This window comes from Parabacteroides faecis (genome assembly GCF_014647375.1).
In the GTDB taxonomy this organism is placed as follows: domain Bacteria; phylum Bacteroidota; class Bacteroidia; order Bacteroidales; family Tannerellaceae; genus Parabacteroides; species Parabacteroides faecis.
This window is the reverse complement of the sequence record NZ_BMPB01000006.1, coordinates 159107-184692: the sequence shown is the minus strand read 5'-3', so window position 1 is coordinate 184692 and position 25586 is coordinate 159107. Positions and strand designations below refer to the sequence as shown.

At 44.3% G+C, this 25586-nt stretch carries 22 protein-coding genes; 11 read left to right on the top strand and 11 right to left on the bottom strand.

Features of this window, described 5'->3' with window-relative positions:
- Positions 1 to 38: 38 nt before the first annotated feature.
- The 7 genes from IEY67_RS09915 to IEY67_RS09885 form a co-directional block, all read right to left on the bottom strand.
- On the bottom strand, positions 39 to 1199 hold the full coding sequence (locus IEY67_RS09915; protein ID WP_122354338.1) for a 1-acyl-sn-glycerol-3-phosphate acyltransferase: 1161 nt from the start codon (positions 1197 to 1199) through the stop codon (positions 39 to 41).
- A gap of 11 nt (positions 1200 to 1210) precedes the next feature.
- A complete protein-coding gene (locus IEY67_RS09910; RefSeq protein WP_122354339.1) occupies positions 1211 to 2218 on the bottom strand; it encodes a D-alanine--D-alanine ligase in 1008 nt (335 codons plus the stop codon).
- Positions 2219 to 2220: 2 nt separating this feature from the next.
- A complete protein-coding gene (locus tag IEY67_RS09905; RefSeq protein WP_122354340.1) occupies positions 2221 to 3294 on the bottom strand; it encodes an RluA family pseudouridine synthase in 1074 nt (357 codons plus the stop codon).
- Between the two features lie 2 nt (positions 3295 to 3296).
- A complete protein-coding gene (locus tag IEY67_RS09900) occupies positions 3297 to 3917 on the bottom strand; it encodes a PASTA domain-containing protein (RefSeq protein WP_122354341.1) in 621 nt (206 codons plus the stop codon).
- 117 nt (positions 3918 to 4034) lie between these two features.
- Entirely contained in the window at positions 4035 to 4187 is a 153-nt protein-coding gene (gene rpmH, locus IEY67_RS09895; RefSeq protein WP_005633099.1) for a 50S ribosomal protein L34, read from the bottom strand.
- 149 nt (positions 4188 to 4336) lie between these two features.
- Positions 4337 to 5299 carry a tetratricopeptide repeat protein gene (locus IEY67_RS09890; RefSeq protein ID WP_183668293.1) on the bottom strand — a complete coding sequence of 321 codons (963 nt, stop codon included), beginning with the start codon at positions 5297 to 5299 and terminating at the stop codon, positions 4337 to 4339.
- 80 nt (positions 5300 to 5379) lie between these two features.
- The gene (locus tag IEY67_RS09885; RefSeq protein ID WP_373292247.1) at positions 5380 to 6801 is read right to left on the bottom strand and encodes a sulfatase; all 1422 of its coding nucleotides are present in this window, start codon (positions 6799 to 6801) and stop codon (positions 5380 to 5382) included.
- 1015 nt (positions 6802 to 7816) lie between these two features.
- Here IEY67_RS09885 and IEY67_RS09880 point away from each other — a divergent pair.
- The 5 genes from IEY67_RS09880 (at position 7817) to IEY67_RS09860 (ending at position 14746) form a co-directional block, all read left to right on the top strand.
- Positions 7817 to 8089 (top strand): OadG family protein, encoded by a 273-nt coding sequence (locus IEY67_RS09880; RefSeq protein WP_122354344.1) that lies wholly within the window; start codon positions 7817 to 7819, stop codon positions 8087 to 8089.
- 22 nt (positions 8090 to 8111) lie between these two features.
- Positions 8112 to 10010: a biotin/lipoyl-containing protein gene (locus tag IEY67_RS09875; protein ID WP_183668291.1), complete on the top strand. Its 1899-nt coding sequence runs from the start codon at positions 8112 to 8114 to the stop codon at positions 10008 to 10010.
- Positions 10010 to 11245, top strand: coding sequence for a sodium ion-translocating decarboxylase subunit beta (locus tag IEY67_RS09870; protein WP_183668289.1), 1236 nt, complete (start codon positions 10010 to 10012; stop codon positions 11243 to 11245). Before IEY67_RS09875 ends, IEY67_RS09870 begins: the two co-directional genes overlap by 1 nt.
- Before the next feature lie 342 nt (positions 11246 to 11587).
- Positions 11588 to 13486, top strand: coding sequence for a DUF349 domain-containing protein (locus IEY67_RS09865; RefSeq protein WP_183668287.1), 1899 nt, complete (start codon positions 11588 to 11590; stop codon positions 13484 to 13486).
- Positions 13487 to 13537: 51 nt separating this feature from the next.
- Positions 13538 to 14746: an ATP-grasp domain-containing protein gene (locus tag IEY67_RS09860; protein ID WP_183668286.1), complete on the top strand. Its 1209-nt coding sequence runs from the start codon at positions 13538 to 13540 to the stop codon at positions 14744 to 14746.
- Between the two features lie 61 nt (positions 14747 to 14807).
- Here IEY67_RS09860 and IEY67_RS09855 read toward each other — a convergent pair whose 3' ends face one another.
- From IEY67_RS09855 to IEY67_RS09845, 3 genes are all read right to left on the bottom strand, one after another.
- Complete coding sequence (locus IEY67_RS09855; RefSeq protein WP_122354354.1) at positions 14808 to 15500, bottom strand: porin family protein; 693 nt, start codon at positions 15498 to 15500, stop codon at positions 14808 to 14810.
- Between the two features lie 78 nt (positions 15501 to 15578).
- Positions 15579 to 16274, bottom strand: a complete 696-nt coding sequence (locus IEY67_RS09850) for a LytR/AlgR family response regulator transcription factor (RefSeq protein WP_183668284.1) — start codon at positions 16272 to 16274, stop codon at positions 15579 to 15581.
- Positions 16271 to 17293, bottom strand: a complete 1023-nt coding sequence (locus tag IEY67_RS09845; protein WP_183668282.1) for a sensor histidine kinase — start codon at positions 17291 to 17293, stop codon at positions 16271 to 16273. Before IEY67_RS09845 ends, IEY67_RS09850 begins: the two co-directional genes overlap by 4 nt.
- Before the next feature lie 401 nt (positions 17294 to 17694).
- Here IEY67_RS09845 and IEY67_RS09840 point away from each other — a divergent pair, with 401 nt between their 5' ends.
- The 6 genes from IEY67_RS09840 to IEY67_RS09815 all read left to right on the top strand — a co-directional run bounded on the left by IEY67_RS09840 (position 17695) and on the right by IEY67_RS09815 (position 24870).
- Complete coding sequence (locus tag IEY67_RS09840) at positions 17695 to 18495, top strand: IclR family transcriptional regulator (RefSeq protein WP_122354357.1); 801 nt, start codon at positions 17695 to 17697, stop codon at positions 18493 to 18495.
- A gap of 26 nt (positions 18496 to 18521) precedes the next feature.
- Positions 18522 to 20885 carry an HzsA-related protein gene (locus tag IEY67_RS09835; RefSeq protein WP_183668279.1) on the top strand — a complete coding sequence of 788 codons (2364 nt, stop codon included), beginning with the start codon at positions 18522 to 18524 and terminating at the stop codon, positions 20883 to 20885.
- A gap of 276 nt (positions 20886 to 21161) precedes the next feature.
- Positions 21162 to 21932 (top strand): SDR family oxidoreductase, encoded by a 771-nt coding sequence (locus IEY67_RS09830; protein ID WP_183668277.1) that lies wholly within the window; start codon positions 21162 to 21164, stop codon positions 21930 to 21932.
- A 4-nt stretch (positions 21933 to 21936) separates the two neighbouring features.
- On the top strand, positions 21937 to 22638 hold the full coding sequence (gene deoC, locus IEY67_RS09825) for a deoxyribose-phosphate aldolase (protein WP_183668275.1): 702 nt from the start codon (positions 21937 to 21939) through the stop codon (positions 22636 to 22638).
- A complete protein-coding gene (locus IEY67_RS09820; protein WP_183668273.1) occupies positions 22631 to 24172 on the top strand; it encodes a xylulokinase in 1542 nt (513 codons plus the stop codon). The genes deoC and IEY67_RS09820 overlap by 8 nt, the downstream gene beginning before the upstream one ends.
- Positions 24169 to 24870, top strand: a complete 702-nt coding sequence (locus IEY67_RS09815) for a cupin domain-containing protein (protein ID WP_183668271.1) — start codon at positions 24169 to 24171, stop codon at positions 24868 to 24870. Before IEY67_RS09820 ends, IEY67_RS09815 begins: the two co-directional genes overlap by 4 nt.
- An 88-nt stretch (positions 24871 to 24958) precedes the next feature.
- Here IEY67_RS09815 and folE read toward each other — a convergent pair whose 3' ends face one another.
- On the bottom strand, positions 24959 to 25552 hold the full coding sequence (gene folE, locus IEY67_RS09810) for a GTP cyclohydrolase I FolE (RefSeq protein ID WP_122373833.1): 594 nt from the start codon (positions 25550 to 25552) through the stop codon (positions 24959 to 24961).
- Between the last annotated feature and the right edge of the window lie 34 nt (positions 25553 to 25586).

Genomic DNA, 25586 nt, shown 5'->3' with positions numbered 1-25586 from the left:
CATGCGAGACTACCCTTTTCGTTTAAGAAACTAATATCTTACTCCTGATTTGCCAGGTGGTTCTTCAAAGGATTGGTATACATTTCCAACATCTTGGTACGCAGGAAAGCCTCGTCTTTGTTAGGTAAGACAATCTTATCTAACTGCCCCTGCAAATATTCTTCAAAATGTTTCTTATCTCTCGGACCGTAATTACCGCTGAAACGTTTCGTTCCTGTCAACATATCATAAGCAACATAATTACACGGATAGAAACGGTAATGTTTATAGATTTCCTTATCGATAATAGAAGCGATGGCAGCCACCAACTCGTTCTTTTCCATATCCTTGTCCAAAGCAGCTAACTGGTCGTTGATCGGCTGGGTCAGCGTGAAATGAACACGCCCCTTGTTATTCAGGATACCTGTTTCCATACTTAGCAGGTCATCGCGCTGACTCTTCACAAATTCAGGATCATCGCGTTTCATCTGGAACTCTTTCGCTTTCAGGAAATCGCACGGATCATATTCGTATGAGATAGCAACCGGGAAGATATTCAGTTCCATCAAATTGGATACGATATCCTTATCTCCGCTCATATTCAACATCTTCAGCACACTACCCTGTGTACGGTCATTCGAATCTTTAGCACGTCCTTCACGCTGTGCGATCCAGATAGATTCCTTTGTTTCATTGATCGTGTGACGGATATAAGCAGATAATGTACGGCTCACATCCAACATCTGACGCACAGAAACCCCACGTTTTACGATGAAGCTGTTGTTCAGACGAACTAATGTCTCGATCCATGGACGGATCATCAGGTTATCACCTATCGCAACCTGTGTCATACCGTAGCCCACATCATACAACATGACATTCAGGAAGGAAGCATCCAATACAATGTCGCGGTGGTTGGAAATAAATGTACAAGGTTGTTTGTCTTTCGGAAGGCGGCTACGTCCGGAGATCGTCAGCGAGAAAGTCGTCTTGTTTGCCACCATCATCACTGCCTCGTAAGCCAGTTTCGATTTAAAATCTTCTTTTGTCTTAAACGAGCGCATCGTTTCAGAAAATTCATTCCAGTTCAAATCCGGCTTGATATACCGAAAAGCCCGCTCGAAATCCTCGTTGGCAACCAGTGCTTCTATCGCATCCTTTACCTCATCGTTGTTCAGCGGACGAATGTCGTCAAAATTATAGGAAACTTCTGTATCCATATCTTCTAATTTTATTTACCTGCCTTTTGTAGTTCGTTCTCAATAATGTCAGTCATGACATCTTTGATATCCAATCCGGCAGCCCGAACCTGCTGCGGGATAAAGCTGGTAGCTGTCATACCTGGTGTTGTATTTACCTCGAGCATTTTCGGTTCACCGTCTGCTTCAATAATAAAATCAACCCGGATAAGTCCTTTGGCGCCCAGTATATCATAAATTTTCGATGCTTCGCGTTGTACCTTCTCCGTCAGTTCGGGAGAGATACGGGCCGGAGTAATCTCATCAGACTCTCCGTTATACTTCGCATCGAAATCAAAAAACTCATTCTTCGTAACTACTTCGGTAAGCGGAAAGATCACCTCTTTCCGGGCGATACCCGAACCGCCACCTACCTTATAACAACCACAAGTCACTTCTGTTCCGGAAATAAAGCTTTCCAGCAGGACCTCGTCACCTTCGGCAAAAGCCTTGGCAATAGCCGGTTGCAACTGCGAAGCTTCTTTCACTTTGGTCACACCGAAACTGCTTCCCCCGTCGTTGGGCTTCACAAAAATCGGCAATCCCAAACGGCTGACAGCTTCTTCTTCCGTCACCGTCTGCCCTTTAAACAAACGGATAGAATCAGATATGCTGATACCGAAACTGCGCAAATAATTATTACAAACAAATTTATTAAAAGTAAGAGCGCTCACCAACTGACCACATGAAGAATAAGGCATACCTATCATATCGAAATAACCTTGTAATCGTCCGTCTTCACCCGGAGTACCGTGAATAGTGATATAAGCAAAGTCAAAATGCTTTACCTCACCTGCTTCACAGAAACTAAAATCATTTTTGTCTATTGGTGTATATTCCCCTCCAGGAAGTTTTACCGCCCATTCGCCTTTCTTTACGATGGCAATATATAAATTATATTTGTCTTTATCAATAAAAGAGTAGATTCCTTCTGCACTTTTTAATGAAACAACAATTTCAGAGGAGTCACCTCCGGCTACAATAGCAATGTTCTTTTTCATTTTTATATCTCTTTAGTAGTTGCATACACCCGCCATTTATCTATCAACTGTGTCATGTCGGCTGGTATTTCGGAATCAAAAAACATTTCCTCGCCGGTCGTTGGATGGACAAAACCCAGCGTTTTGGCATGTAATGCCTGCCGGGGACAAATGGCAAAACAGTTCTGTACAAACTGTTTATATCTTGTAAAAGTCGTTCCTTTCAGAACATCGTTTCCGCCATACCGTTCATCGTTAAAAAGCGTATGGCCTATATATTTCATGTGTACACGGATCTGATGCGTACGTCCGGTCTCCAGACGGCATTTCACCAAAGTGACATAGCCCAGACGCTCCAGTACGGAGTAATGGGTAACAGCCGTTTTGCCCTGGTCACCCTCCGGGAAAACCGTCATCTGCATCCGGTCACGCGGATCGCGTCCGATATTACCTTCGATACGCCCTTCATCCTCCTTCACGATTCCCCAAACCAAAGCACGATACTCGCGTTTGGTCGTTTTATTGAAAAACTGAAGGCTCAGATGGGCTTTCGCTTCCGGCTTTTTAGCTACGACCAACAGCCCGGAAGTATCTTTGTCGATACGGTGGACCAAGCCCAATGCCGGATCATTCGGATCGTAGGTAGGATCATCTTTCAGATACCATGCCAGTGCATTCACCAGTGTTCCGGTATAATTACCGTGACCCGGATGCACGACCAGACCTGCCGGTTTATCCACAACCAGCAAATCATCGTCTTCATAAATGATCTTTATAGGAATATTTTCAGGAATAATAGCCAGGTCACGACGGGGGCGGGACATCATGATCGTCACCACATCCTCCGGCTTCACCCGGTAATTACTTTTTACAGGTTTTCCGTTCGCCATGATACAACCGGCATCGGCAGCCAACTGTATCCGGTTACGGGTCGCACCCATCATCCGGTCTACCAGGAATTTATCTACCCGCAACAAGGACTGTCCGCGATCGGCAACGAAGCGGAAATGTTCATACAGCCGGGGAGTACCATCCTCGTTCTGTTCTAACAGGTCATCAACCTGTTCATCATCCATTTCGTCGAAAAATTCATCCATAGTTAAAACCAGTTTTCTTCTTCACTATCCAATGATTCAACGGGCATATTAGACAAAGAGTCGGTAGGAAGCTCTGCATCCCCACTGCTCACTTTCAGCACCAAAGGCGCCGTGAGCGGGACATGCTCCCCTTTCGCCAGAGTCCGTCCGCGTAAATCGACAGAGACAGCCAGATCTTTGAAATCACCCGGGACATACTCAATCTCTACTTTTTCAAATCCACGGGCTTTTAATAGCGCATACGCCTGGCGGAACGACAAGTCTTCCACTTCCGGAATCGTCGCCATCTGCGAGGTCAATGCATTCACCGTTATAAATACGATACGTCCCTCTTTCACCTTCGAACCTGCCGACGGCACCAGTTCGACAATTGCCCCCGGATCTACATCCTTGGAGAACACTGAGTCGATCACATTATAACGTAAGTTGTTATTTTTGAAGAATTCAGCCGCTTCTTCTATCTTCAGCCCTTTTACATCCGGTACGACAACCGCTTCATTATGCCGCGTATACTTATCGAGCCATACCAACGTACCATAGATCAGTGCACAGGCAACGACCACTGCCAGCAAGAGATTCAGGACGTACGGATTCTTTATCAGTTTAACAAAAAAGTTATTCATTTCTGTTTGTTTTTGTAGGCGGGATCAAAAATAGAAAACAAAGCCGTTAAAACAAAGAAAGTAAAGGCTTTTTAGCAAAAACCTCTACTTTCTTATACTAATTTCTTCTAACGGAGATTATCCGTTATATTCGTCAGATACAGTTAATTTAGCTCTTCCTTTAGCACGACGAGATGCTAATACTCTGCGGCCATTAGCAGTAGCCATTCTAGAACGGAAGCCATGCTTGTTCTTTCTTTTTCTGTTGGAAGGTTGGAATGTTCTTTTCATCTTTCTATATATTTATTTATTATTATCTTACATATCAATTCGGGCTGCAAAGATAGAGGCTTTTTTTTAATAAACAAAGAGTTGAAAGTTTTTTCTTTTAATTCCAGCCCGGATTCTGTGTCAAATATTCACCTACTGTTTATCCAACATTAAAATGGCATATATGTTTTGTTCTCAAAATTAGCATGCTGCCCTTCAAATTTCTTCGCTTCCTCACCTTCCGGATTCAGTTCGATGGACTTTTTCAGGTCTTCAAAAGCACCTTCTTTATCACCTTTCAGGTTCTTCGCCCGTCCCCGTTCGGCATATGCCTTAGCAAAGTCGGGACGGATCTCGATCGCCTCGTCAAAGAAAGCAATGGCTTCGTCCAGCAATTCTTTTGTGATCAGGAGCGTTCCTTTCAGGATACAGGCATCTTCATTGAACGGATTCAAGTCCAAAGCCTGTTGATAATCGTCAGCGGCAGCGTCCAGATTCCCTAACGATTCATGTATTTTTCCTCTTACCAAATAAGTTGTTTCCTCTTCGGGAGCCAAAGAGATGGCCTTTTCGATATCGGGCAAAGCCTCTTTTCCCTGCTTCAAAGCGAGTAAAACTTCCGCACGAAGTAAATATGCATCTGTAAAATCATCTTTCAAAGCGATCGCTTTCGTCAGGTCGGCGATAGCTCCGAGCTGGTCGCCGGTCGTTCTCTTGGCTTTAGCCATCAGGAACCAGGCAAGATGATTGGATTCTTCCAGTTCGATCACCCGCAGGCAGTCTGCGATCACTTCTGCATCTTTATCCAGCATAAAGAGCACACTCACTCTTGTCAGTAAGGTCTGCACATGATCCGATTCGATTTCTATCATCCGGTTCAATGTTTCCAATGCCTTTTCCGTCTGGTTAGCCATCGAGTAAGCCGACACCAGGTAATTCATTGTTTCAAAATCCTCCTGAATATTCAGGGCTTCCGTAAAACATTTGATGGCATAAGCGACTTGTCCGATCTTTTGGGCACGGATACCGTCATATTTTAATATGTCAAAATTTTTCTGATCGTTTTTTGCTTTCCCTTCTGCACTATCCTCATTTTTTGAAGAAGAGAATAAAGATGTAAAGAAATTTCCCATGGCTATATATTTATGTTCGAGAGGGCAAATATACAATTATTTTAGCATCTAACACCAACTAAGAACAAACCCGTTTCCTTTCACAAACTTGCCTTTATTTTTTTGATGATAGCTGAAAATCCATCCATCAACGATTGAAAACGCGACTGGCCCGCAATATTATGATTTTCATCTTTATCCTCCCGATGATCAAACAGCATACGTGAGGTCTTTTCCTTTTTCACCCATTCAGTATAGCTATAGCGGTTATTCACCAGGTTATCGCCGCCTTGCCATTGAATAAAAACCTCATCCTGTATCTTAGTCTTCCGGTCCTTCAGAACAGGCACGAAGCTCTTTCCCTGCAACTGTCCCTCCGGCTGAGGAAGTCCGCAAAGATCGCAAAGCGTAGGATACAAATCGACAAAACTGACCATAGATTCGGTCTTTCCTGTCTCCATTCCGGGAACTTTGACTATCAGTGGGACATGAGTAGCCCGATCAAACAGGGTATGTTTTCCCCAGAATGTATGTTCACCCAAAGCCCAGCCATGATCGCCTAACAGAACAACGATTGTATTTTTATCCAGTTCCAGTTTTTTCAACTCTTCCAATATCATTCCTATCTGGGCATCTATATAACTGACACAAGCGTAATATCCATGTTTTGCCTCCCTTTGAAAAACCTCCTCCTGCAGGTCATTCACACGGGCATAAGAAAACAGTTCTCCCGATTGCGTCACCTCTTTCGGAAGATTGTCAGGTCGATAAGGATTATCCGCTAAAGGGATCCGGTCGCGCTCATACATATCCCAATATTTCTTCGGAGCATTGAAAGGCAGGTGAGGACGCCAGAATCCACAGGCCAGAAAAAACGGTTTGTTCATCTTTTTCAGACGCCGCAAATCTTCCATTGTCCTGACAGCTCCTTTTCCATCGTCATAAGCCGTATCAGGCACATCCGCTGATTCACAGAACGGACCGCGCATTGTTTTCGGGTTGATAAAATTACCTGATTCTTTATTCATCCACAATTCCCACTTATTATACTCCGCCCAGTCCGAGCCATATCCATCGGGATTAACCCTCCAGGGATATTCACTCCAGCTATCGTCATGATCTTCTATATTATGAAATATTTTGCCGTTGGAGACCGTATAATAACCATGATCGGTAAACCATTTGGAAATAGGGACCGCCGAAGGGCAGTCACGTGAAGCCCACGCATCAAACCCGATGAATCTATCCGGATAATAAGGCAATACTCCTGTCAACAGACTGGCACGCGAAGCACCACTCACCGGAACATTACAATAGGCATTCTGAAACAATAAAGACGATTCTGCCAAACGATCGATATGGGGAGTTTTAATTGCTTTTACGCCATAACATCCCAATTCCGGACGAAGATCATCCGCCATAATAAACAAGACATTCGGACGCTCTTTGGATTGAGCGTATAAAGAACCTACAGTACAACACAGGGCTGCGGGTACGATCATTTGTTTGATGCAGAAATTCATAATATATATAGAGCTAAGTTCATCTTACAAAAATACCGGATTATTTAAGTTCTGCAATGAAAATATAGTAATTAAACAATATTCTGATCCTCAGATTATAATCTATTGTAACTTTGCTGTAGTCAACAGATCGGCACACCTGTCTTTTACCCATGAAATATCATTTTACTAATATAAGACCAAATTCACAAGCATATTGACTAAAAAGCAGGGATATGAATGACACATACATTCAGCATCATTCACTTTACAGAAAAATGATTTTCATATTTATTAACACATCTTCCAACTAAAAATGCCTTTTCACTCCCCTATAGACGGGATAAAATTCGTTTTAAACGAGATTAAATTTTATTGAAAACGAATTCTATTTTTATTACAGAAAAATTTTGCTGCGGCTAAAATCAATTTGTGTTAATTTAAAGAGAAATATATTACTTCAAGAATGACAAAAAAGCCTATCCGCATGTTTTAAAACACTTCCACACATCTGGAACTATCCTGAAACCAGACAGACATTAAATATCATAAACTACATAAAACACATCCAACAACAACAAAAGAAAAGCCATTACATTCACAAACACGACTAAATAATATCAATTCGATCGAAATAACAGCATTTCAAACACGACTATCTTCTCTACAACTGCATAAAAAACAAACAGTCTATTCCTCCCCCGAATAATCCTCCTATAAGACACATAATATAGCATTTTGTCAGTTTGATACCTTTGTAAAAACATCAGACATCTGTCATGCCCCGGTATCGAACACGAATACAAGATAAGCGAAATGACAAAACCTGCTTTTTATCACAAAAAAACACAATAACCTAACAATACAAAACTTATCTAACGCAAAACATTTCATTCTTTTACTATTTTTTATATCACAAAAAAAGACATACTAACGATATTTTATTATATTTGCATGCAATTTATAACTTGGCGGAGATTGTTTTAGTTACTTCTCTCAGAGATATTAGATACTTTTATTGCACACAAATATAAATATGGAAAACATAGAAACTGGACTATTATTAATGGTCGTAGGAATGACCACAGTATTTGCTATTCTTTTGATCGTTATTTATTTAGGTAAAGGATTAATCACACTGGTTAACAAATACGCACCTGAAGAAGTCATCGTAAAAAAGCAAACGGTAACACAAGCCGCCGCAGCACAGGCAGGAAATGTATCAGGCAAGACCACAGCAGCAATCGTAGCAGCAGTCAGCATGGTTACAGGCGGACAGGGCAAGGTTACAAAGATCGAGAAAATATAATACTAGCTATACACAAAATATCATGAAAAGAGAAATCAAATTCAGTTTGGTTTTCAGAGACATGTGGCAATCTGCCGGTAAATATGTCCCTAGAGTAGACCAACTAACAAGAGTTGCCCCCGCTATCGTTGAGATGGGCTGTTTCGCCCGCGTTGAAACCAACGGAGGAGGTTTTGAGCAAGTTAATTTACTATTCGGAGAAAATCCTAATAAAGCCGTACGCGAATGGACGAAGCCATTCCATGAAGCAGGTATTCAAACACATATGTTAGACCGTGCCCTGAACGGACTTCGTATGAGCCCGGTGCCCGCTGACGTGCGCCAGCTTTTCTACAAGGTAAAAAAAGCACAGGGAACCGATATTACCCGTACGTTCTGCGGACTGAACGATGTACGCAACATCGCCCCTTCCATCCAGTATGCCAAAGAGGCCGGAATGATCTCCCAGTGCTCACTCTGCATCACTCACTCTCCCATCCATACGGTTGAATATTACACCAAGATGGCCCTGGAACTGATCGAGCTGGGAGCAGACGAGATCTGTATCAAAGATATGGCCGGTATCGGTCGTCCTTATTCGCTGGGACAGATCGTTGCCAATATCAAAGCCAAACATCCTGAAATACCTATCCAGTATCATAGTCACGCAGGCCCCGGATTCAATGTCGCTTCCATTCTGGAAGTTTGTAATGCCGGCTGCGACTATATCGACGTAGGTATGGAACCGCTTTCATGGGGTACAGGACATGCCGACCTGCTGACCGTACAGGCAATGCTGAAAGATGCCGGTTACAAAGTGCCGGAGATCAATATGGAAGCCTATATGAAAGTGCGCAGTATGATCCAGGAATTTATGGACGATTTCTTAGGCTTGTATATCAGCCCGAAGAACCGTCTGATGAACTCCCTGCTGATCGGTCCGGGACTTCCCGGCGGTATGATGGGTAGCCTGATGGCCGACCTGGAAAAGAATCTGGAATCGATCAATAAGAGCAATATCAAGAACAACAAGCCGTTGATGTCGCAAGACCAGTTGCTTATCAAGCTGTTCGACGAAGTGGCTTATGTATGGCCGCGTGTAGGTTATCCTCCATTGGTAACGCCGTTCAGCCAGTACGTGAAAAACCTGGCGTTGATGAACGTGATGCAGATGGAAAAAGGGAAAGCCCGCTGGAGCATGATCGCCGACGATATCTGGGATATGATTCTCGGAAAAGCAGGTAGACTGCCTGGTCCGCTTGCACCGGAGATTATCGAGAAAGCAAAAGCCGAAGGACGCGAGTTCTTCACCGGTAATCCGCAGGATAACTACCCGGACGCACTCGACAAATACCGCAAGATGATGAACGAAAAGCAATGGGAAACAGGTGAAGACGACGAAGAACTGTTCGAATACGCCATGCACCCGGCTCAGTATGAGGCTTACCGTTCAGGAAAAGCGAAAGTAGAATTCCTGGCGGATGTTGCCCTGAAGAAAAAAGCCCAGCAGGAAAAGGAACATCCGACCGCACCGGTTGCCGCTGCTGCCGCCCTGCCTACGACGCCACAAGTATTGACGGTAGACGTCGACGGACAGCCTTACCGTGTAACCGTAGCTTTCGGAGATTCTGCCAATGCCGCACCGGTGGCTGCCCCTGAAAAGGCTGCACAACCTGCCGCATCCGCAGCTCCCGCACCGGCAGCTGGCGCAGGCAACGAAATACTTTCGCCGCTGGAAGGTAAATTCTTCCTGGTGAAGAACGCTTCCGAAACTCCGCTCAAAGTGGGTGACGTGGTAAAAGAAGGCGATGTTCTTTGCTATGTGGAAGCAATGAAAACATACAATGCCGTACGTTCCGAATTCAGCGGAACGATCACTTCCATCAATTATGCCGGTGGTGATACGGTTTCAGAAGATGACGTATTAATGACGATACAGTAATGAACGAGATATTTCAAAATCTGTATGAAATGACTGCGTTCAGCAACATTATTGCTGAACCGCAGTTCCTGATCATGTATGCAATCGCATTCATATTGCTTTATTTGGGTATCAAGAAACAATATGAACCTTTGCTGCTTGTCCCTATTGCGTTCGGAGTGTTGCTCGCCAACTTTCCGGGAGGCGAAATGGGTGTGATCCAGGCAGATGAAAACGGATTGATCAACGTACACGGAGTAATGAAGAATATCTGGGAAATGCCTTTGCACGACATTGCGCACGAACTGGGACTGATGAACTTCATATATTACATGTTGATCAAAACAGGGTTTCTTCCGCCAATCATTTTTATGGGTGTGGGTGCTCTGACCGATTTCGGTCCGATGCTCCGTAACCTTCGCCTGTCTATTTTCGGTGCGGCCGCACAGCTGGGTATTTTTACTGTATTACTGGTTGCTATCCTGATGGGATTCACTCCTAAAGAAGCAGCTGCACTGGGTATTATCGGTGGTGCCGACGGACCTACAGCGATCTTTACGACCATTAAGCTGGCTCCTCATCTATTAGGCCCGATCGCTATTGCAGCTTACTCTTATATGGCTTTGGTGCCAGTAATCATACCGTTGGTAGTGAAAGCGCTATGTTCCAAGAAAGAGTTATGCATCAACATGAAGGAACAGGAAAAGAAATATCCGTCCACAACAGAGATCAAGAATCTGCGTGTACTGAAAATCATTTTCCCAATTGTCGTAACGACCGTTGTTGCCTTGTTCGTGCCGAGTGCCGTGCCTTTGATCGGTATGTTGATGTTCGGTAACCTGGTGAAAGAGATCGGAACAAATACATTCCGCCTGTTCGATGCCGCATCAAACAGCATCATGAACGCGGCAACGATCTTCCTCGGATTATCGGTCGGTGCAACCATGACAGCGGAGGCATTCCTGAATATGACAACGATCGGTATCGTGATCGGTGGCTTCCTGGCGTTTGCCTTGTCTATCGCCGGAGGTATTTTCTTTGTGAAACTGGTCAACTTATTCACCAAGAAAAAGATCAACCCGCTTATCGGTGCAACCGGATTAAGTGCCGTTCCGATGGCTTCGCGTGTAGCCAACGAAATTGCCCTGAAATACGATCCGAAAAACCATGTGCTTCAATATTGTATGGCCAGTAACATCTCCGGTGTAATCGGTTCGGCTGTTGCGGCAGGTGTATTGATATCATTCTTAGGTTAAAACTGATAACATACGACAGTATGTCTAAACGAATATTTACCGGACGCAGATAACGCTGAATTCGCAGAGTAACGCAGACATTATTAATTATCAATAAAATAAATCTGTGTATATCTGCGAATTCAGCGTTATCTGCGTCCGGTTTATTTGTTTGGGAACATTTTCACCTCTCTCTTCCGACATTTTATAAAGATTAAAGTAACTCATTTCGGTCTTTTTGAGCATTTATTAACCTTTTCTAATAAATAAATTGCCCTCAGATGCTGTAATCCAAAAATAAATACTTTAATTTGTGACTTGATATAGGAATGTTTTTTATCCTTTTCTTAAATGTGATTGAATATGAAGGACACTCATGAAACTAATCTGCCGGCTGAAGAAACTGGCAAATTGGAAGAAACTAAAGCACCGGAAGTGACTCCGGAAAACAACATTGCGGCTGAAGTTGAAACGACCGGAACAGTGGAAGAAACGACTGAAACGGCGACAGATGCTACTGTAACGGTAGAGGAAGCAACAGCGAATGCGCTCGGTAAATTGTCTAAAGAAGAGATTCTTGAAAAATTGACCGAACTGGTAAATGCTGCTGCCGAAACTGCACGCAACGAGGTGGAATCGTTGAAACAGGCATTTTACAAAATCCACAGAGCCGAAGTTGAAGAATCGAAGAAAACATTCCTCGAAGACGGAGGAGAAGAAAAGGATTTCGTTGCACCTGAAGATGAAGCCGAAAACAAACTGAAAGAATTGCTGACTGTTTACAAAGAAAAAAGAGCGGCAATCCTGGCAGAAGAGGATCGTGTGAAGGCAGCGAATTATGCTCTGAAACTCCAACTGATCGATCAGTTAAAAGTCTTGACGGAAAGTCAGGACGATTTCAATAAACTATACAACGACTTTAAGGATATCCAGCAGAGATGGAAAGAAATTAAACTCGTACCACAGGAACATGCAAACGAACTGTGGAAAAACTATCAGACTTACAGCGAAAGATTCTACGATATAATCAAGATCAACAACCAGTTCCGCGATTATGACTTCAAGAAGAATCTGGAACTGAAAACTGCCTTGTGCGAAACAGTCGAAAAGTTGCAGACAGAACCAGATGTTGTATCCGCGTTCCACCAGCTTCAGAAACTGCACCAGCAATGGCGTGAGATCGGTCCGGTAGCAAAAGAACTGCGCGAAGAACTGTGGGCTCGTTTCAAAGCGGCTTCTACCGTGATCAACAAACGTCACCAGGAGCACTTCGAATCACTGAAATCGAAAGAGCAGGAGAATCTGATCGCTAAAACAGCTATCTGCGAAGAAATAGAAGGTATCGACTTCGAAGCTTTGAAGACATTCAAAGACTGGGAAGAAAAGAATAAAGAGGTAATCGCTTTACAGGAAAAATGGAAAACAATCGGTTTCGCACCGAAAAAATCCAATGTGAAGATATTCGAACGCTTCCGTGCAGCCTGTGATGTTTATTTCAATAAGAAAAGTGCTTTCTACAAAGGCATCAAGGAAGAGATGGAAAAGAATCTCGAATTGAAAAAGGCCTTGTGTGAAAAAGCCGAAGCCCTGAAAGACAGTACAGAATGGAAGAGTACGACTGAAAAGATGATCGCTCTGCAGAAAGAATGGAAAACGATCGGTTCGGTAGCCCGCAAGCATTCGGACATCGTTTGGAAACGTTTCATTTCTGCTTGTGATTATTTCTTCGAACAAAAGAATAAGAACGTGTCTTCCCAGAAGAGCGTAGAACAGACAAACCTGGCTGCCAAAAAAGCATTGATCGAAAAGATCAATAAGCTGGATGAAACACTGGGCACAGACGACGCTTTAGCTGAACTGAAAGGTTTGATGGCTGAATGGAATGCGATCGGTCACGTTCCTTTCAAGGAAAAAGATAAAATCTATAAAGAATATCACGAAGCGGTAGACAATCAGTTCGACCGTTTGAAAGTAGACCAGACTGACCGCAAAATGCAGTCGTACCGCAGCAATCTGAACGATATGACAAGCGGGGAACACGGAAAGGGCAAACTGTACGGCGAACGTGAAAAACTGATGAGAATGTATGACCGCATGAAAAATGAATTGCAGACATACGAAAATAACATCGGTTTCCTCAGCATCTCCTCTAAAGGCGGAGGTGGTCTTGTAAAAGAGATGGAGCGTAAGATCGAAAAACTGAAAGATGAGATGGCGCTCATAATCAAAAAGATCGATGCGATAGATGAAAATCTTGAATAAATAAAAACGAAGCCGTCTCACTAACAGACGGCTTCGCTGTTTATATAACTTATGATATCTCAGATACATTTTTTTAATCCGGGGCATGAAACGGCTGTATTAGTGGGTTCCGAAAACTATACGCCTCCAGCCAATGTACAAAGGATGATAAGGGAATTATCATACCTTCCGGTTTGGTATGCAAACAGCAACGATTATGTCTACGTGGAAGAGATCGCTTCTCCCCGTTTTTTCTCTTTAAAACCGAAAGAGTTCAGGCCATTTGCCACTCTTGTCACCGGCAAAGAACTGAAGAGCCTGGAAACGTCGTTCACAGAATTGGAGGCTGCTCCCTGGGGATTATCCCCACATAGCCTGCATCTATTCCGGAAGCTAAAAAATAACTTCAATCTGAATTTATCCGTACCGGCCTGGAAAGAAGATTATTTCCGGTTGACCGGACGGCAAACGGCAGCTGAGTGTCTGGAACTGATACGCCAGCAATTACCTGACCTTCCGATCCCGGTCGCTCCCAAATTTTGCAAGAAGATCAGAGAAATTGAGAAATATCTGATCCTGCAGAATGCTCCATTTGTCGTAAAAACTCCCTATTCTTCATCCGGACGCGGTTTGCTCTGGATTCCGGAACGTAAACTGACGACCAAAGACCGTAACTGGATAGAAGGGGCCATTGCCAAACAAGGGATTGTCAGCATTGAATGCGGTCTGAATAAGGTACAGGATTTAGCGATGGAGTTTTATTCTGACGGGAATGGAAATGTCACCTACGAGGGATTGTCTGTTTTCGGAACGGGAGAAAAAGGGGCCTACTCGGGAAATATATTAGGCAGCCAGGAGTATCTAAGCACACCGATCAAACGCTGGGTCGGAGAAGATGTTTATCTTCAGATACAAAATGCGGTTACCGATGCTCTGAAGCGCATATATGGCAATCTCTATCGCGGATATCTGGGTGTAGATATGATCGTATATAAAACAAAGGACGGTGCACATGCCATCCATCCCTGCATCGAGATCAATATGCGTTACACAATGGGGCTGGTCGCTTTACGCCTCAGCCAGAAATACCTGGCACCTGCCGCTATCGGCGATTTCAACATTACCTATGAGAGTAAAGACGGAGAAGCCTACGAACGTCATCGTTTTATGAAAGATACTTATCCGCTTATTATCGAAAACGGCAAGATCAGGGAAGGATATTTATCTTTATGCCCGGTCACAAAAGAGACAAGGTACAGGGCTTATATGTTAGTTATGTAGATAGCCGGACTATCTACATAACATAAGCAGCTTGTTTGTCAGAAATCAATTGTCTATTTTATTATTTATGGTGGCGAACAGTACGGATTGTTTTAACATCTCCCTTATTTCCACCTAATTTATAACCCAAAGATAGTCCAAAAGTAAATGTTCGGTCATGCACTCCTTTCGATAAATGAGTAAAACTCGGTAAATAAGCGATATTAAAACCTAACTGCATATTTCCAATATCTTTCCGTATGCCTCCTACGCATTTCAAACCGAACAAAACAGGGTGAATGCCATCCAGATTTTCTTTAGTAGGCTCATAACCTTCTGGTCTGGATTGATCAAAATCAATATATGTTACTGTCACCGATTTTAAATTAAAATCAAGACGAGGACCAACTCCGATAAAAAAAGTATAACCATCATGGCTTGTCTTCTTAATATCGAATGTTGTACTTACGGTCAGATAATGCAATTTATTTTTCATCGTGACATATCCATTTTCTCCTGTAATCGGATTATAAAATATTTTGTCCCGACTACCTCTTCGCATATATCCTATACTGCTGGATAAATTATACCATCCTTTATCCATATACTGCATTCCTAAAGCCATCTGGTAGGGATAAACCTTTCCTAATCCCTCCTTAGAATGCCGCATAGAAGTAATACTAAACCCATTCTCCAACGTAACCACTTGTGCTTTTCCCATTGCAGCAATAGACAACAGCACACAAACCAACCATACACAACTCTTATTTTTCATAACTTGTATTTATTTTGTTATGATAGTTAAACGAGAGTCGAAACAGTTTCGTATGTTACCCCCTGGTATTTAGGACAACTATAGGGGATTTTTTATTATACGGGTAAAAACTTCTTCCCGACAATTACGGGCAACAGGAATTTCATACCCTGCCACCTTCAACATATTTCCCTCAACCAGATTAACACGATGCACATTGACGATATACGAACGATGGGTCTGAATAAAGAGATCTCCCGGCAAAGAGTTTATGATATTTTTCATCGTAGAATGAACAAGTATTTTTTCTGTCAGAGTATAGATCGTTATGTAGTTTTCCAGTCCTTCTACAAAAAGGATATCCTTGAAATACACTTTCTTCATTTGTTTATCACTCTTTACAAAAAAGAAATCTTCCACTTCGGTAGGAACCTCTTTTTGCAAAAGAGCATGTACCTTATTGACTGCTTTCAGAAAGCGTTCAAAAGGGATCGGTTTAAGCAGATAGTCCGTCACATCCAGTTCATACCCCTTCAGCGCATATTGTTCATAGGCGGAAGTGATGATTACTTTCGGAGGGTTTGTCAGGGTGGCCAGCAAATCCAGACCGGAAAGATAAGGCATCTCGATATCCAGAAAAAGCAAATCAGGCTGTTCCGTCTTTAAAAGCGTATTCAACTGTATGGCATCTTCACATACGCCTGTCAGCGTCAGGAAATCCACTTTCTCCACATACGATTGCAATCCTTGGCAAGCAACGGGTTCATCATCTGTTATGATACATTTTATTTTCATACATTATCTGTTTCAATTGTCAATCGGGCAATAAAACAAAATGGTTTATCCTGTATTTCCAGGCTGTATTTATCCGGATATAACAGGACAAGCCGCCTTTGGAGATTTTCCAAACCGATACCTTTACGGACAGTTTTTTCTGGCGGGTTCAATGGTTTGGAGTTTTCGATACAAAATATGATCTTTTCGTCTTCCAGCGACATATTCAAATTAATCTTATACTCTCCGCCCACATATTTAAAAGCATTCTCTATCAAAGGTAAAAAAAGTAACGGATAAATTTCCTGATCTTTCAGCTTATCATCGATATGCACTTCCAACACCAGCCGTTTACTCATCCGTAGCCGCTGAAAATCCATATAAGTTTTCAGATAATCGATTTCCCGCCGGACCGAAACCTGTTGATTTCCGCCATACAATTGATACCGTAACAACTCCGACAGCATTTCCAATGTATGCCGGGGTATCGGATTCTTTTCATCGATCTGGAAATAGACCGTATTCAAAGCATTAAAAAGGAAATGAGGATGATACTGTGCCCGAAGAAATTTAAGTTCGATCTCCAACTGATCTACTTTTATCTTCTCCAACTGTAAGGTTTGCTGATTATATTCTTTCTCCAGCTTATCGTTTCGAATCAGAATGTAGTACAAGAAAAAATACAATATACAAACGACATTTGCGATCACATAATCGGCAAGCTTATCGCCCATATATAAAATACCTATAGAATCACCGGCATACAAAATCAGATTCACACTTAAAAACAAATACACAACCAACAAAGTATATTCCAGTGTTACGGAAAAACTTTTAGCCCTAACCTTCTCCATATAATAGCGGCCTTTGAAATCAAATCCATAACTCACTAATACGGAAACCAATAATGCTATCACATGAAATGATTTAGACTCTGCCCAAAATGGATTATGATTCGGCAAATCAGTAACCAACCGAATGGTATTGAACATGACGACACCCAGAATCAACGGATACATCCAACGAAGAAATAATTTCATATCAGTATGCTTTATTTCCACAAATTTATTCTTTTACTTCGATGTAGCACTACCGGCTACAAAAAAACACCCATCTCTTTTGCTTTTTGTATCAAAAGTAGACGGGGGGAGATACGTGAGGAAATTATTGTGACAAAGGGTAAGAATTATTTGACGAATGGTTATTCTTTCTTAAATTCTTCCAACTCCTGAAGTCCTTTTTTGTTGCTGTGCATTTATTAACTCGTTATCGTATTGTTTACTACATCAGTCGTATACAAAGATGAATAATTACAATGACGAGGGAAAATAATATTATTTATTAACAAAATTAGTATTGTTCGTTACAGAGAAAAACCTACTTTTGTTTCAAATAAGAAACAAAGTTCCACATAAGAAACCAATAAACAATCCAAACAACCATGATCACGCAGGTAGAAACAGAGGAGAAAAATACAACAAAATACAATATCCCGATGCTTGAAAAAAGCTTCGAGCTACTGGAGTTTCTGGTCAATTACCCCAGTGGCCTAACCATGCAGGAAATTGTAAATTTGCTGGATACTCCTAAAACAACCATATACCGGTTATTAAATTCGATGCAGGGCATGGGATATCTGACAAAAGATGCAGATACACAACGCTACTCCCTATCCAAGCGATTCCTGAAACTGGGACTGGCTGCTTTGGGCGAATCGAATATAGTAGAACAATCGCTGGCTCCGATGCGTGCCTTGCGAGATACGATCAAGGAAAGCGTTATGTTGGGTGTCTTCATGGAGAACCGGGTCGTCCTGCTCGAACAGGTTTTAGGCTCACATAATTTCACTTTCCTGCTACGCCCCGGCACCAGCTTTTTTCTGCATGCCTCAGCACCGGGTAAACTTTTCCTGGCTTACCTTTCGGACGAGGAGCGTGAAAAAGCGATGCAAACTATTCAATATACTGTCTTCAACAAACGTACGATCGCCAACGAAGAGCAGATGCGAAAAGAAATAAATCATATAAGAAAAGTGGGGTATGCCGTCGACCTGGAAGAAGAAATGGCAGGCGTTCATTGCATTGCAACCCCCATATTCAACCAATTCGGCAGTATCGCAGCAACCATCTGGACCTCCGGTCCATCCGGCCGGTTGGAAAAAGAGAAATTCCCGGAAACATCGAAAGAACTGATCCGGACAGCTAACATCATCTCCGCAAACCTGGGGTATATTCCTAAATAAATCATCATTTTCTAAATACGGACACCATGAGAAACTACAGCAAATTCATCATCTTTCTGGCGACAGTCTGCATAGGGAGTATGCAACTTTCCGCCGAACAAATGGACCCGAAGAAAATTACACTCACCGCAAAGGCCAAAGAACAACTGGCGGGAAAACAAATATTGTATATAGAAAGGGAACAGTATGCCCCGGACCATCACAATACCGCCACTCTTTTCCAGAAAGGGGAAATCAATGAAAGCAGTTTCTTCCCGGGAGGTGCCATGCGTATTTTTGATGTAAACACAGGGAATACGACCACACTGATCGAACTGAAAGATGGAGTTGTACGTGATCCGGAATTATCTTTCGACGGGAAAAAGATCATTTTCTCCATGCGGAAAAACAAGGACGATTTCTATCATATTTACGAAATAAACACGGATGGCAGCGGATTAAAACAACTGACCTTCGCCGAAGGGGTGTCGGATATAGATCCTTTATACCTGCCCGACGGAGGGATTCTGTTTAGCTCCACCCGCCAGCCGAAATACTGTATGTGCAACCGCCATATCATGTGTAATCTATACCGGATGGAGGCAGACGGGGCAAACATTACCCAGATCGGGGTCAGTACTTTGTTTGAAGGCCATTCTACCCTGTTAAGCGATGGCAGGATCCTGTATGACCGCTGGGAATATGTAGACCGCAACTTCGGAGATGCGCAGGGTTTATGGACCGTCAATCCCGACGGCACCAAACATTCCATCTACTACGGAAATAATACCCAATCGCCCGGAGGTGTGATTGACGGACGCCAGATACCGGGAACCGACCAGGTAATCTGTATCTTCGGCTCCTGCCATGACCGTCCCTGGGGTGCCCTTGCCATTATAGACCGGAAGAAGGGTGTGGACGGAGTGGAACCGGTCGTACAAATATGGCCGGAAGAAAGCCGGAAACTCGTCGACAAAGGAGACCTGGACTCCTTCAAATGGATTGAATATTTCTTTGAAGACCCTTATCCTTTAAATGAAAAATTCTTCCTGACTTCCCGTACCATCTGGGCTAAACCCGGAGGCTGGATGCATGTCGATTCCAAATCCGGTATTTACCTGGTCGGGAGAGACGGCACACAGGAACTGATCGTTGAAGGGAACAGAAGCCTTTTTGACCCGATGATCATCGAACCGCGCCCTAAACCGCACACAATTCCTTCCAACAGAAATTATACGGACAAAAAGGGGACTTTCTATGTACAGAACGTTTACCACGGAACACATATGAAAGGGGTGGAACCGGGTACCGCCAAATATCTACGCGTCATCGAATCCCCGGAAAAAAGAACATGGACAAAGAGCGGCTGGGGCGGTCAGGGCGAACAGGCGCCGGCAGTCAACTGGCATAGCTTTGAGAATAAACGTATTCTGGGGGAAGTACCGGTCGAAGAAGACGGTTCGGTCAACTTCGAGGTCCCTTCAGGTACATTTGTATTTTTCCAGTTACTGGATAAAGATAAAAAGATGATCCAATCCATGCGAAGCGGCACAATGGTCATGTCGGGAGAGATAAACGGTTGTATCGGTTGCCACGAAGACCGCCTGAGCGTGCCCAGCGCGATGGGTCCTAAGCCGCTGGCTCTGAAAAAGGCACCGGTAAAACTAACCGGATGGATGGGAAAAGCACCTAAAAAATTCTCGTTCATGGAAGAGGTCCAGCCTGTTTTGGATAAGAATTGCGTGCGTTGCCATGACTTCGACCCTAAAAACCGCGATAAACTCGTACTGGCAAAAGACAAGAACCCGTTCTTCAACGCTGCCTATGTCAATTTATATGTAAAGAAGGAGATCACCCTCATCGGTGGCGGCCCGGCCCCGATACAAGAGCCTTATTCCTGGGGAGCGCATGCCAGCAAGCTGACGAAAGTTATCGACGGTAACCATCAGGGAGTCAAATTATCTCCCAAAGAAAAAGAGATTCTTTACACCTGGATGGACCTAAACGGCGTCTACTATCCGGTATACGAATCTGCTTTCGACTCGACACTAGCCGGACGAAGCCCGTTATATAACCAGGAGATCGAGGAATTAATAAAACTGACGGAGGTGAACATCTGGGAGCTCAACAACCACGGGAGAAAATTGACCGTACAGATATCTTTCGACCGTCCTGAAGTCAGCCCATGCCTGGATAAGATACGGAACGACAAACAGAAATATGCCCGTGCCGTCGAAATTATCCGTACCGGACAGAAACGGTTGAAAGCAACTCCACGCGGAGATATCGAAAAAGACCTTGTTCCTTGCGAACGGCATAAAGCGCAACTGCGAAAATATGCGGAACGACTGAAGATCGAGCAACAAAACTGTTCGATCATCGGACAAGACGGGAAGGTTTACGATAAGTAAAAAGCGACCGGTCTTATCTTTTTCATTCGAGATACTGTAATATTCATTCCTCTTTCGGGAGGAAAAGGGATATGCTGTCTTAATACGCAAGAATTTCTTGCTTGGGAAACTCCAGTTTCCTGCCTGGGGAACTGTAATTTCCTGCCGAGGGAACTGGCGTTTCCTGCGGTGGAAACCGGAGTTCCCTTATTAAAAAAATTTAGGAAACTGCAATAGTCTGACGAGCAACACAGTAACCTCTTTTCTGATTTTCCATTAATTAATCAACATATATCCATGAAAACACTTGATTTATTCAGCCTGAAAGGGAAAAAAGGCTTCATCACCGGAGCCGCACGAGGTATTGGCAAATGCCTTGCCGAAGCATTTACGGAAATGGGTGCTTCGATCGCCATTGTCGATATCGACATCGAGGAAGCAGAAAAGACAGCCGGAGAACTAACCGATCGCTATTCCGCACACACGACCGCTATCCGTTGCGACGTAACAGATGCAGAAGATGTCAAACGGATGATGGAGACATTTATCAAAGAGTACGGCACCATCGATTTTGCCATCAACAATGCCGGCATAGCAAACACCTATCCCGCCGAAGAGATCTCCTCCAAAGACTTCAAGAAAGTGGTCGACATCAACCTGAACGGAGTTTTCCTAACCGCACAGGCTGCTGCCCGCCAAATGATCAAAGAAGGAAAAGCGGGAAGTATTGTAAACACAGCTTCGATGTCTGCCCATATTATCAATACGCCTCAAACAATAGCCAACTACTGTGCCTCTAAAGGCGGTGTTCTCCTGCTGACCAAGGCGCTGGCTGTGGAATGGGCCCAATATAATATACGCGTCAACTGTGTCAGTCCGGGATATATGGCGACTGAGCTGGTTGCCGAAATGAAGAATATGCACGAAGGATGGATATCGAAAATACCCGCCGGACGCCTCGGTGTCCCCGAAGACCTGGTCGGAGCCTACTTATACCTGTTAAGCGATGCCGCACGCTACACGACAGGAACTGATTTAATTGTCGACGGCGGTTACACCAGCTTATAATATCATGGACACTAACACACCTAATATATCCTCCCGGGAAATTGCACGCCTGATCGACATCAGTGCCGTTCGTGCAGATTCCACCCGCCAGGATGTGGAAGACATTATCGAAGCCGCCATAAAGCATAACTTCATCTGTGTCTTCCCCATGCCCGGCATGCTCCCTCTCGTTTTTGAGAAATTGAAAAACCATCCGCAGACCGGTATCGGCGGAGTCGTAGGCTTCCCCTCCGGTGCGGAGACAACAACCTGCAAACTATTCCAGGCGCAGGAACTGAAAAAAGCCGGTTGTAACGAGATCGATATGGTTCTGAACATCGGCAAGCTAAAATCAGGTATGCTGACCGAAGTGGAAGATGAGATCAGGCAGATCAAAGCAGAAGTATCTCCCCTCCCGCTGAAAGTGATCATGGAAGTAGCTCTTCTCACAGACGAAGAGATAAAAATAGCCTCTACCCTTATCCTGAGAGCCGGAGCCGATTATATCAAAACCGGAACGGGATGGGCCGGAGCTACTACGCTCCATCATATCGCCCTGATCAAAGAGATGGTCGGAGATACCATCCGGCTGAAAGTAGCCGGTGGAGTCCGCACACTCGACACACTTCTGGAAATGCACCGGCTGGGTGTCAGCCGTTTCGGTATCGGTTACAGATCGGCTCTCCACATTATGGAAGAATGCATAAACAAAGAAGCCCATGAGTGAAAAAGTTATATCTTACGACCTGGGAACCGGAGGAATAAAAGCCTCCCTGTTCAACCGGGACGGCGAAACACTGCATTCCGTCTTTATCCCCTATCCTACCGCCTATCCGCAACCCGGCCGACAGGAACAGGCGCCCGACGATTGGTGGCAGGCCATTATCCATTCCACCCGACTTTTGTCGGAAAAGACGAAATGCGATAAAAACGATATCGTAGCCCTGGCTATTTCCGGACACAGCCTCGGGGTCATCCCGATAGGAAAAGACGGTAACTTGTTGCTTACCTCCACCCCGATCTGGTCTGACCGCCGGGCAACGGAAGAAGCCGGAATATTCTTTTCCCGAACCGATTACAAAGAATGGTACGAAACGACCGGCAACGGATTTCCGCCGGAATGTTACTCGATCTTTAAGATCATGTGGTATAAAAAACATTTCCCGGAACAGTACGCAGCAACGGACAAGGTGATCGGTACCAAGGATTACTGTAATTACCGCTTTACCGGCAGACTCTGCACGGACTATTCGTACGCATCCGGAAGCGGAGTTTTCGATCTGGAAACATGGGATTACAAACAGGAATATATACAGGCTTCAGGTATCCGTCCGGACCTCTTCCCGGAAATACTGGACTCCGACGCAGTGATCGGCACGATTACCCCGGAAGCCTCTCTCGAAACCGGTTTACCCACACATGTCAAAGTGATATGCGGCGGCGTGGATAACTCCTGCATGGCACTGGGCAGCAAAGGCATCAAACCTTCCCGGATTTACACCTCGCTCGGTTCGTCTGCCTGGATCGCCCTGATATCCGAAAAACCGGTGTTGGACTTCGACAAAAAGCCGTATATCTTCGCCCATGTCATCAAAGGAATGTATGCCTCTGCAACCTGCATATTCTCGGCAGGAAGCAGTCTGCAATGGGTACGCGACACCCTTTGTCCCGATTTGCTGGCGGTCGAAGAACAAGGGGGCGAAAATGCCTACACCGCCATGAATAAACTGGCGAAAGCATCTGCTCCGGGATCGAATGGCCTGCTGTTCAATCCCAGTCTGGCAGGCGGATCGAGTATCGAACCTAGTCCGGATATGACAGGCGCCTTCACCGGACTAAGATTAGGAAACACCCGTGCCGACCTGATCCGGGCGACAATGGAGGGCATTGCCCTGAACCTGCGCATCGCCCTGGACCTGTTCCGGAAATACCATACCGGATTCACAGATATGCTATTCGTCGGAGGCGGTACAAAAAGTAATTTCTGGATGCAGCTCTTTGCCGACATTTACGAACTGGAAATCGAAAAGACGAATATCGGACAGGAGGCCGCTTCACTCGGAGCTGCCGCGCTAGCCCTGAAAGGAACCGGCCTTTGGAACAGTTACGACAGGATCGACTACTTGCATCAGACACAACACCGGTTCCTGCCTGATCCGCGGCATCAGGCAATCTACCGGCAAGCACTCTCGAACTTCAAGGCGCTTGCCGATCATATAGCTTCCCTGAACAGTATTAACAAACAAATGAATGAACAATGAATGTAAAACGATTCACAGTATCCCTGCTGATCTCCGCCTTATTAACAGGCGGATTCACCGGATGCGAAACAAACAAAAGTAAAGACAACATGGAACAGATTAAAGAAAAGGTATTTACCAAGAAGTACACCAACGCGGATTTTTATGTAGACGGAAAGTTCAATGGCGAGGTTGCCCTGAAAGCCTACCTCGAAATGTTTGAGTTTTACGGAGTTCCTTTTACAGATTTCATGAAAGAGAATATGTGGATATCCGATTTCGGCCTGGGAGATTTCGAACATACAGGCATGGCGGGTGTGTTTTGGGTAAACGATCCTGTCAACCGTCATTTCGGACACGAAATATACCTGCTGCCCGGACAGATGATCCCCGAACACCGTCACGTAGCGACCACCGAATATCCGGCTAAGTTCGAATCGTGGATGGTACGTAACGGATCGGCTTATAACTTCGGAATAGGCGACCCGACACCCGACCCACCGGCATTACCCGAAAGTCAGAAAGAAGCCATCACCGTCTCCAACTTCGTTTATATGAAAGTCGGCGATATCCTTCCGCTAAAAGAGCTTCTCTCCCCACATTTCCTGCGTGCAGGCGATAACGGTGCGATCATATCTGAATTCGGAACGTATCAGGATGGGAACGGATTGAAATTCACTAATCAGAAAGCCGTTTTCACAGATGTGCTTCGTCCTTAAACAAACAGGTGGCCGTATATAACTCTATACGGTCACCACAAAACGGTAGGTCATTCTCACACGAGGCTGTGAGTCGTCCTCACAAACCTTACCGGTTATTCTTGATCAGGTTCATAAATTCCTCACGGGTCTTTGCCTGCTGGAAGAAACCGGTGAAGTCAGAAGTCGTTGTCAGGGAATTTTGTTTTTCCACCCCCCGCATCTGCATGCACATATGCTGTGCTTCGATCACAACCATTACACCCAGCGGATCGAGTGTCTGCTGGATACAGTCTTTGATCTGCATCGTCAGGCGTTCCTGTATCTGCAAACGGCGGGCAAAAATATCCACCACCCGGGGAATCTTACTCAAACCGGTAATATATTTCTTAGGGATATAAGCGACATGGGCTTTTCCGAAGAAAGGCAGCATATGATGTTCGCAAAGAGAGAAGAAATCAATATCTTTTACAATGACCATCTGCTTGTAATCCTCTTCCTGAAACATGGCAGAAGCCAATACTTTGGCAGGGTCTTCGTTGTATCCTTTGGTTAAAAACTGCATAGCTTTGGCTACACGTTCCGGCGTTTTGAGCAGACCTTCACGTTCGGGATCTTCACCTAGCAAACCGAGTATTTGTTTATAATGGCCCGCCAGTTCTTCGCGTTCCGCCAAAGTCTTTGCATCTATTTCTTTTGTCATTTCTGTGTTATCTATAATGGAATGCGAAAGGGTT